The following is a 3,052-nucleotide window of genomic DNA, read 5'->3' as shown; positions in this document are numbered from 1 at the left end:
CCCAAGGTCCACGAGGGCACCGGCGACCCGGCCACCGGGCTGCGCACCGGGCGGCTGAACATCGCCATGCGGGTGACCGGGTTGCGCGACGCGCCGTGACGGCCGGGGCGGGGTGGTTAGGGTGTTGATCGCACTGTCACGGAAAGGTGGTTGCCGTCATGGGCATCGTGGACATCGAGGCGATCGAGTCGGCGGCGGAACTGATCGCCGGACATGTCGTACGCACCCCGACCGTGCCGAGCCCGGGCCTGACCGCTCTGCTCGGTGCGCCGGTCACCGCCAAGCTGGAGTTGCTGCAGCGCACCGGCTCCTTCAAGGCGCGCGGGGCGACGGCGAAGCTCCTGTCGCTGAGCGAGGCCGACCGCGCGGCGGGCATGGTGGCGGTGAGCGGTGGCAACCACGGGATCGCGGTCGCGGTCATGGCCGGCGCCCTGGATGTGAAGGCGACCGTCGTGATGCCGAAGTCGGCGCCCGCCCGCGCCGTCCGGATCGCGGAGGAGGCAGGGGCCCTGGTGCGGCTGACGGACGACATGGGCAGCGCGTTCGCGTTGATGTCGCAGCTGGAGGCCGAGGGCCTGACCCTGGTGCACCCCTACGACGACCCCGTGGTGGTCGCCGCGCAGGGCACCGTCGGCCTTGAGCTGGCCGACGACACCGACGACGAGCTGACCGATGTGCTGGTCAGCATCGGCGGCGGCGGGCTGATCGCCGGGGTCGCCGCGGCGCTGCGCGCGCGGCGGCCCGGGGTGCGGATCTGGGGGGTGGAGACCGAAGGGGCCGAGGCCATGTCCCAGGCGCTGGCCGCGGGCGGCCCGGTGCCGGTCGCGCTCTCCTCGATCATCTCCACACTCAGCGCGCCGTCCGTCTCCCAGCTCACCTACGACCATGTGTCCGCGTTGGTCACCGAGGTACTGGTGGTGTCGGACGCCGAGGCGGTGCAGGGCACGCTCGACCTCGCCGAGCATGCGAAGGTCTGGACCGAGCCGGCCGCCGGCTGCCTCCTCCCGGCCGCGCGGCGGGTGTTGGAGCGGGTGGGCGACGGCGCCCGGCTGGGGCTCGTGGTCTGCGGTGGCAATGTGACCGCGTGGGACGTCATGTCCTGGGCGGACCGCTTCGGCCTGCGCTGAACCGGCCCATCAGTCGCCTCGCCCACATGATGGACGGCGCTCACGCAACCCCGCTGCGGCGGCACCTGGGCTGACGGCCGTTCAGCCGTCCCGACCGCCCACGCTTGTTTGAGTTTTCCACCATCGGCTCGCGCCTCGGGCCCTATATTGCAGTCAGGATTCAGCCACGAACAGGTGGTTCATGTCGTTAAGTCCTGGGCCGGGCCGATAAATCCACGTTGGTCTTGAGGCCCAGGCGGCATCGTACAGGGGGACTGGGATGACCGCCGATATGACCTCGAACCGAACGGCGCGGCCGGATCGCTATGACGCGATCATCGTCGGCAGCGGTATCGGCAGCCTGGTGTGCGGCGGTTATCTCGCCGCCGACGGCCGCCGGGTACTGGTCCTGGAACAGCACGACGTGGCGGGCGGAAACGCACATGTATTCCGCAGACGGCGCAGATACGAGTTCGACGTCGGCACGCACTACCTGGGCGACTGCGGGACGGACGGGATCATTCCGGCCATCCTCTCCGGACTGGGCGTCGGCGACCGGGTGCGCTTCCGGCCGATGGACAACGAGCGCGGCTTCGACCGGGTGATCACCCCCACCACCACGCTGGATGTGCCCTCGGGTTGGGACAACTACCGCGACAGGCTCAAGCGCGCGCTGCCCGGCGAGGCCGCCGGGATCGACACGTTCATCGACCTCTCCAAGACCGCGACCGCACTGAGCCGGGCGAGTGTGCTGGGCGAGCCCGTCGTGGACCTCTACCGCGCCAACCCCGAGGTGACGCGCTGGAGTCGGCGGTCCCTCGGCAAGGTCTTCCACCACTGCGGGTTCTCCCCCAGGGCCAGGACCCTGCTGGCCGCACAGTACGGAAACTACGGGGCGCTGCCCGACGACATCGGCTTCTCCGTGCACGCCGGTCTGATGGACCACTACATGCGCGGCGCCTACTACCCCGAGGGCGGCGGCCAGGTGCTGGTGGCCACCCTGGTCGAGGCGCTGGAGGGGCACGGCGGGGAGCTGCGCACCCGGACCGCGGTGGCTCGTATCCTCATCGAGAACGACACGGCGGTGGGGGTCGAACTGGCCGACGGTGAGCGCATCTTGGCGCCGCTGGTGATCTCCAACGCCGACTACCGCCGGACCGTCCTCGACCTGTGCGGCGGGGAGGCGGCCTTCCCCGCCCATCTGGTCAGACAGACCCGGGAAGCGACCATGCGGTGTCCGCTGACCGCGGTGTACGTCGCGCTGGACACGGAGCTGCCCGACATCCCCAACGCCAACATCTGGTGGCACGACAGCGACGACCTGGAGCGGGCGCACGCGAGGATGATCGAGGAAGAGATGCGGGAGGTTCCTCAGCTGATCTTCTCCTTCGCCTCGGTCAAGGACGCCGGCGCGCCCAATGTGTGCCCGCCGGGTCACAGCAACTTCCAGATCATGACGGTCTGCCCGCCCGGCCATGAGTTCTGGGGTGTGGACAAGAGCCCGGCCGACGGCGAGCGCTACCGCCGCAACGCCGCCTATCTGGCGCGGAAGAAGCAGCTCACCGACACGATTCTGGCCACCGCCGAGAAGGTCATCGGCCCCTTCCGGGACCGCATCACCCATCTGGAGACCGCCACTCCGCTGACCAACGAGCGATACATCCTGGCCAGCGGGGGCACCCCGTACGGCATTGGCAACTGGGGCGGCGTGGGCAAGCGCCCCGATGTGCGCACCGGCGTCGAAGGGCTGTATGTGGTCGGGCAGTCCACCCGGTACGGCAGCGGGGTGGGCGGCACCGCCACCGGCGGCATGGTGTGTGCCTCCCAAGTGCTGGACCGCCCGCTGCTGGGAGAGGTGCACCAGGGCGCCGTCGTGGGAGACCCGTCGCGGCTCCCGGACCGAGGGCCGGACTGGGACCCGCTCAGGGTCTCCCACGACGGCGCCC

The 3,052-nt window shown here is 70.4% G+C and carries 2 protein-coding genes and 1 pseudogene; all 3 read left to right on the top strand.

The genetic code is table 11. The features are described from left to right. Positions 1–99 (top strand): annotated as a pseudogene (locus CCN51_RS58850) (alpha-ketoglutarate-dependent dioxygenase AlkB); the annotation flags it as partial. Between the two features lie 59 nt (positions 100–158). After that, positions 159–1,127 carry a threonine/serine dehydratase family protein gene (locus tag CCN51_RS50345; protein ID WP_014173483.1) on the top strand — a complete coding sequence of 323 codons (969 nt, stop codon included), beginning with the start codon at positions 159–161 and terminating at the stop codon, positions 1,125–1,127. 271 nt (positions 1,128–1,398) lie between these two features. Beyond that, positions 1,399–3,052 (top strand): phytoene desaturase family protein (locus CCN51_RS50340; RefSeq protein WP_245881867.1); only part of this gene is annotated, 1,654 nt, incomplete at its 3' end.

Origin of the sequence: Streptomyces milbemycinicus (assembly GCF_002154605.1) — a bacterium.
In the GTDB taxonomy this organism is placed as follows: Bacteria; Actinomycetota; Actinomycetes; order Streptomycetales; family Streptomycetaceae; genus Streptomyces; species Streptomyces milbemycinicus.
Note: the sequence above shows the minus strand (reverse complement) of the source record. Positions and strands in the feature narration are given on the sequence as shown.